Origin of the sequence: Vaccinium witches'-broom phytoplasma str. VAC (assembly GCF_000309405.1) — a bacterium.
Lineage (GTDB): Bacteria > Bacillota_I > Bacilli_A > Acholeplasmatales > Acholeplasmataceae > Phytoplasma.
Genome location: NZ_AKIN01000055.1, coordinates 1 through 6451, shown reverse-complemented (window position 1 = coordinate 6451; position 6451 = coordinate 1). Strand labels below are relative to the sequence as shown.

General features: G+C 25.7%; 5 protein-coding genes. 4 read left to right on the top strand and 1 reads right to left on the bottom strand.

The genetic code is table 11. From position 1 onward, the window contains the following. Window positions 1-1136: 1136 nt before the first annotated feature. The 4 genes from RI68_RS01620 to RI68_RS01605 are packed head-to-tail and all read left to right on the top strand — an operon-like array spanning window position 1137 to window position 5125. Window positions 1137-2186, top strand: coding sequence for a metal ABC transporter solute-binding protein, Zn/Mn family (locus RI68_RS01620; protein WP_017193516.1), 1050 nt, complete (start codon window positions 1137-1139; stop codon window positions 2184-2186). Next, window positions 2183-2944, top strand: a complete 762-nt coding sequence (locus RI68_RS01615; RefSeq protein ID WP_017193515.1) for a metal ABC transporter ATP-binding protein — start codon at window positions 2183-2185, stop codon at window positions 2942-2944. Before RI68_RS01620 ends, RI68_RS01615 begins: the two co-directional genes overlap by 4 nt. Further along, complete coding sequence (locus tag RI68_RS01610; RefSeq protein WP_017193514.1) at window positions 2941-4044, top strand: metal ABC transporter permease; 1104 nt, start codon at window positions 2941-2943, stop codon at window positions 4042-4044. Before RI68_RS01615 ends, RI68_RS01610 begins: the two co-directional genes overlap by 4 nt. Continuing rightward, window positions 4037-5125, top strand: coding sequence for a metal ABC transporter permease (locus tag RI68_RS01605; protein WP_017193513.1), 1089 nt, complete (start codon window positions 4037-4039; stop codon window positions 5123-5125). Before RI68_RS01610 ends, RI68_RS01605 begins: the two co-directional genes overlap by 8 nt. Window positions 5126-5510: 385 nt before the next feature. On the opposite strand, the gene RI68_RS01600 is transcribed toward RI68_RS01605, so the two are convergent. Further along, a partial coding sequence (locus tag RI68_RS01600; protein ID WP_017193512.1) for an IS3 family transposase occupies window positions 5511-6451 on the bottom strand: 941 nt, incomplete at its 5' end.

The window sequence follows — 6451 nt, the reverse complement described above, 5'->3', positions numbered from 1 at the left end:
TTTTTTATTTTACCAATAAAACATATAATTAAACAAGCATTTCTCTATATCGTAATATCGTAATTTGAAAAGAATTAGAAATAAGTTAATATCCTTCATCCTTCATTAATCAACATTTTTGATTGAATTTGTTACGAAAAACAATTTTTGTATAATATATTATAAATATCAACTTTTAATTACTTTTTTTATATTTTTAAAAGTTTATATTTATGTCTATATTATAAACTTTTAAAATTAAAAGTCAACTTTTTAATTTACTTTTTTTAAATTTTTTTATATGATGGAAGTTGATATATTAGTGTTTAAGGCGTAAAAGAAGATAATTGTTTTTAAGAGGTGAGGAGATAGAGGTTTTTTTGTTTAACACCTTTAAAGCTTGGAAAAACTGTATTAGAGGTTAATGCATCAAGATGGAATCAGCTTTTAATAAAGAAAATGTTGCTCAATATCTCTTTTTTGTTAAAAAAAATGTTTTTAAAAACAAAAAAAGAGTATAATAAAAATGTAGTAATTTCAACAACGTATAAATTATTTAAAATAAATCTCATTATTAACAATATAATCCTTTTTTTAGAGATAATTAATCATTAACAATCATTAAGTTCCAACAAAATAGATTTTTTTCTAATCACATTATTAGATTAATTTATCAAAAAAATATCTATTAAAGCATCATAGGTTTATTTATTAGTTATTATCAGTTATTAAAAAAAATTTTAAAACTGAAACAAATCTTTTAAAACAATTACCTTTTATAACCACGAATTAACAATTCATTTTCTTACGATATAACCTAAAATATGTTAAAATACACCACAAAATTATAAATTTAATTCCGCTTTTATATTAATAATACTATCTTTTTTTATAAATGCCCTCATTTTTGATTCAAAAATTTCCTTTCCGAATCTGACATATCGAAAAAAATATAAAATATCCCTTTTAATCCATAAAGGGGATAAATATAAATTGTATGAATGTTGCTTTTTTGATGCGATAATTGTTTTTCTCTTTTGAACATTCAAGCAATACTATATATATCAATCCCCACAATAGATCAAAAAAAGCTGTTAAATTAAAAATAATTCACATTTACCGCATAAAAATATTTTCAAATACTAAAAGGAAAAAAAATGAAAAAAATTAATGTATTCGTTATTTCAACAATTTTAATTGTTTTAGTTTTTTTGTCTTCTGTTTATTTTATACAACAACAAAATAAACAAAAAATCAACCAAAAGAATAAAAAAACCATCGTGACCACAACTAATATGTTATACGATTTAACACAGCATATTTTATATGATAAATTTAACGACAATAACATTCCTGATAAAAAGTCACCAAATAACCAATTGATCGATAATTTATTAGAATTAAAAAAACCTATGATGGGAGTAGGCGTTGATCCTCATAATTATAAACCTCTCCCTAACCATCGTTTGATTATTTTACAAAGTGATTTAATAGTGATAAATGGGCTCCATTTAGAAGCTAACATGGAAAAAGCTTTTCAATTATTAATTTCTGAAGAAAAGCCAGATAAATTATTTAATGTTGGAGAAAAATTGAAAGAAAATCCAAATAACCACATAATACAACATGATGGTGTAGATGATCCGCATATATGGTTTAATTACGAATTATGGATGGAAGTCGGAGAATTATTAAAAGAAGAAATAAAAAACTTAATTGATAAAACTGAAAAAACAGACGGCGAAACAAAAACAAAAGCTAAAGGTATTTTAAATGACAATTTCACAAATTATAAAAACACAGTAATTAATAAAATAGACGAAGCTATCAAAACATTACAAAGTATACCCGAAAACAAAAGATATTTAGTCACTTCTCATGATGCTTTTTCTTATTTTGGAAAAGTAGCTTGCTTAGAAATAGAAGCTATCCAAGGCACTTCTACTCAAACAGAAGCTAGTATTGGCGACATTAGAAGAATAGCTCAAAACATTAAAGATAAACAAATAAAAGCCATTTTTACCGAAAGTTCAATGACAAACAACACATTACAAAGTTTAAAAGAAATGGTAGGAAAAGGCGATTATCACATTAAAATGTGTGAAGGTGAAAACGGTTTATTTTCCGACTCTTTAAATGCTAATTTAAATTATTTACAAACATTTTTACATAATATCGAAATAATTATAAAGGAACTGAATAAATGAATAAAAAAAGAGCTATTACTATTAAAGATTTAACGGTGGCTTACCATTTAAAACCGGTTTTATGGGATATTGATTTAGATATCTTCCCAGGTTCTATAATGGCCATTATCGGACCTAATGGAGCAGGGAAATCCACTTTATTAAAAGCTATTTTAAATTTAATTCCTAAAGTATCAGGAGAAATTTTATTTAATAACCAAAAATATCAACAAATTTATAAAAAAATAGCTTATGTTCCGCAAAGAAATACTGTGGATTGGGATTTCCCTATTAACGTTTTTGAAGTTGTTTTAATGGGTAGATATGGTTCTTTAGGTTGGTTTAAAAGACCTAAAACAAAAGATAAACAAATTACTTTAGAGGCTTTAAAAAAAGTAGAAATGCTAGATTTAAAAGATCGCCAAATTTCCGAACTTTCTGGCGGTCAACAACAAAGAGTTTTTTTAGCCAGAGCTTTAGCTCAACAAGGAGACTTTTATTTAATGGATGAACCATTTCAAGGGGTCGATTCTAAAACAGAAAAAGCTATTATGTCAGTTTTAAAAGAGTTGAAAAATCAAGGAAAAACAGTATTAGTGGTTCATCATGATTTAAATACGGTTACACACTATTTTGATTACGTCACTTTGTTAAATGTGAAAAAAATCAATAGTGGACCAGTTAAAGAGGTTTTTACTCCAGAAAACCTTAAAAAAACTTATCAATTTGATTTTTTTAAAAAATTTTCCAATAATTCTAAAGAGGAGTCTGATAAATGATGGAAATTTTTCGTTTAATTAATGATATTAGTTATCAATTAATTGGTATCGCTGTTTTAGGTTTATCTGCGGCTATTTTAGGCGTTTTTGTGGTTTTAAATAAAAAAGCTTTAGTAGGAGATGTTTTATCTCATGTTTCTCTACCAGGAATCGTATTAGCTTATTTTGTACATGGTTTAATTATGGGAGATGATTCTGCCAAACAACCCGGCATATTAGTTTTAATCATAGGAGCTTTTATAATATCTATAATAGCTTTATCTTTAATAGAAATGATTAAAAAAAATTCACCCATCCAATATGACGCTATTTTGGCTTTAATTCTGTCGGCTTTTTTTGGTTTAGGACAGATGCTTTTATCTATTATACAACAAAAAAACTCCAATCCTTCTATCGCTCAATTAGAAAAATTAACCCTTGGGCAAATAGCTTCTATGTCTAACAAAGATGTATATACGGTGTGTATAATTGCTCTTTTGGTTTTAACCCTTATTTATGTGTTTAAAAAAGAATTAAAAATATTTATTTTTGACCCTTCCTTTTCTCAAAGTGTTGGATTTAATGCTAAAATAATGAAAAAAATCATTAATGTTTTAACCATAACTGTTGTTATTATTGGTTTAAGGATTGCTGGAATTGTTTTAATGAGCGCTTTTATCATTGCTCCTGCAATATCTGCCCGACAATGGAGTGATAAATTAAAAATAAATATTTTTTTAGCCTCTCTTTTTTCCTTAATAGCTGGTTTTTTAGGCACTATTTTTAGCGTTATTGATATAGGTTGGCCGCATGTTCCTACTGGTCCGATTATTACAATCTTTTTATCTTTATTTGTTTTTATTTCTTTATATTTGGCCCCTAAACATGGTATTTTAAAAACCCGTTTACAAAGTAACCAATATCAAAAAAAAATTAAAAAATATAAATTTTTGATTCATATCTATAACCAAAAAGATCAACAAATAGAACATGAAAATTATCCCGTAGAAGCTTCGTTTTTGGAACAAAAATACCTCGCTTATAATCAAAAAAAAATTACTTTAACTGTAAAAGGGCAACAATTAGTAGAAAAATTAATGAAAGGGGAATTTCATGATTAATAATTTTTCCGAATTTAGCAATAATTTTGATTTTAATAGTTTTTTTATCGCAGTTTTAACAGCTATGGCTGCCTCTATTTTAGGTGTTTTTTTAATTTTAAAAAGAATGCCGATGGTAATTGATGCTATTAGTCACAGTGTTTTATTAGGTATTGTCTTAACTTTTTTAATAGTGCGGGATCTTAATTCTCCTTATTTAATCATGGGAGCTACGTTAATAGGTGTTTTTACATCTTATTTGAGCGATATCCTCTCTCAACATAGCAAAATTAACGAAGATGCAGCTATTGGAATTACTTTTGCTTTTTTATTCGCTTTAGCAGTCTTTATCATAACTATTTATATTCGTGATGCTCATTTAGATATTGACGCCGTTTTTACTGGTAGTTTAGAATTCATAAATAGCAGTAAAATTAAAATTATTTTATCTGTTTTTTTACTGAATTTATTCTTTTGCCTAGTCTTTTATAAAGAATTAAAATTATCTCTTTTTGATAAAAATTTAGCTGTTTCTTTAGGTTTTTATCCTACTTTAATCAATTATATTTTAATCACTTTAGTCTCCGCAACATCCGTAGCCGCCTTTGAAATGTCGGGTTCTATACTAATGATTTCCTTTTTTATCGCACCTGCGGCTACCGCTTTATTAATTACTAAAAATTTATTTAGTAGTGTTTTATTTTCTATGTTTTTCGCTTTTCTAGGAGTTTTTGTAGGTTATAGTGCGGGTATTTGGTTTAATATGACTTTATCAGGTGCTATTTCTTCAGCGATGTTATTAATTTTTTTATTATTCTTTATTTTTGAAACCAAAAATGGAGTAATAACCAAATTAATCCAAAAGAATAAACAAAGAAAATATTTTGGGATGATTAACTTATTGATTCATATCCAAAACCACGAAAAAAAAGAAAATATTATTCAAACCCAAAAATCCTTAAAATGGTCTTCTTCTTTTTATCAAAAATGTTTAAAAAAAACATTTCAAGAAGGTTATGTTCAATTAGAAGGCGAAAAATTACATTTAACCCATAAAGGAGAAGAACTTTTAATCCAACAACAAGAAATATTAGGAATATAAGTGTTATTTTGTATTTTTTACATATTATCAACTATATTTTTACAATATAAAAAGTGCGCTGTTTCTTTTTTTTAGACAACTTTTGTCTTTAAAATTATTCTTTAAAACTTAAAATTAAGTGATAATTTCATATCTTTTCAAACTAACAAAGTATTTTCATTAGACGAAAAAAGTGTCTAATTTTTTTTTATAATTGGCTAGTTTCAAAAGATATTTATACTAATATTTTATCCCTTCACTATATAGTTAGGTAAAAAAAGTTAAAAACTCATATACAAAATGAAAAGAAAATACATTTTCTTATTAATAAGATCATTTTATTGAAAAAAAGGCGCAAAAAAGTTACCTTTTAAAAGGTCTGTTTTTAAAAGTTTTTTTAATTCTTTTATCTTAAACTTTGTACATATTGGATAGGTGAAAGATAGTTTAATTTAGCTAAAGGCCATTTTTGATTCCAAAAATTAGGAAATTGGTTAATGATATTTTTTATTTTTGTCATTGGTTTTTGGAATAAAAAAGGATCGCGATTGAATAAAATACTTTTCATTTGGCCAAATAAGTTTTCGATAATAGCGTTATCACGAGGGGTTGCTTTGCGCGACATACTAATTGAAAATCCTTTTTTGGTTAAAGTGTGTTGGATTTTTAAAGATTGATAAACTGTACCTTGGTCAGAGTGGATAATACAAGAATTTTTTAGTTTAGGAATTTTTTTGATAGTGTTTAAAATTAAATCCTTATTTTGGTGATGAGAAACATGAGAAGCGACTATTTGATTATTAAAAGAGTCGATAATACAAGAAAAATATAAAAAACCTTCATTGGTATGAAAATAAGTAATATCGGTAAATAATTTTTGCATCGGTTGGGTCGTTTTAAAGTCTTGCTTAATTAAATTATCCGCTACTTTTAAATTAGTTTTAAGGTTATTGTTGTAACAATATTTATTTTTTTTGCTTCTTAAACGACAACAAATATTATTTTCTTTCATGATGAGATAAACTTTTTTCTTAGTGATGGGTTCATTAAAGACTTTTTGGTATAAATCAGTAATTTTCCGATGACCGAAGAAATATTCATGCATTTGACATAAAGATTCAATACGTTTTTGTTGCAAAAGATATTGTTCTTGTTTTTCTTTGAGTTTGGTTTTCACTTTTAACCAATAATAATAAGTGCTCCTTTTAGTTTGAATCGTTTTTAAAATGGTGGTTAAATTTAAATCATTTTGAAATTTTCTTACTAAATTAAAGATAATTTTTTTATCTAGCTTTTCTATTTTGTGAATCATTTGTTGTAATAAGTTGATTTTTTGTTTTAATTTTT